Origin of the sequence: Elizabethkingia argenteiflava (assembly GCF_009904105.1) — a bacterium.
In the GTDB taxonomy this organism is placed as follows: Bacteria; Bacteroidota; Bacteroidia; order Flavobacteriales; family Weeksellaceae; genus Elizabethkingia; species Elizabethkingia argenteiflava.
Genome location: NZ_JAAABJ010000613.1, coordinates 1 through 444, shown reverse-complemented (window position 1 = coordinate 444; position 444 = coordinate 1). Strand labels below are relative to the sequence as shown.

The window sequence follows — 444 nt, the reverse complement described above, 5'->3', positions numbered from 1 at the left end:
CAATTAATTAAATACATAAACAATCTTATTCAAAATTACGAAATTATTTTAAGAGAATTGACAAAAATCTGCAGTCATATCAAAACTACTAAGAAAATAAGAGTTCCAAAACTCTCTGATTTGGAATTTGTTGCACTCAATATCACTGCGGAATATAGGTCTATAAACTATGAATTACTACTATTTAGAACCATTGAAGGGAAAAAATTGGACGCAAAAATAGAAAGAATTGTGTTTAATAAAAGAAAAAGAAGACTTTTTCCTTTTATTGAAAAAATAAGAGAAACATTAAGTGGAAAATTCTTTGATTTTACAGATGTATTTATTGTAGATTCTACTCCCATAGAGATCTGTAAAATCAGTAGAGCCAATCGTTCTGGGATTTGTTCTACAGAAGATCTTAAACCCACTTTTGGCTATTGTGCAGCACAGAAAACACGTTAT

1 pseudogene is annotated in these 444 nt (G+C 28.8%); it reads left to right on the top strand.

What is annotated here, in order from left to right:
• Window positions 1–15 precede the first annotated feature (15 nt).
• Window positions 16–444 (top strand): annotated as a pseudogene (locus GNY06_RS10500) (IS982 family transposase); the annotation flags it as partial.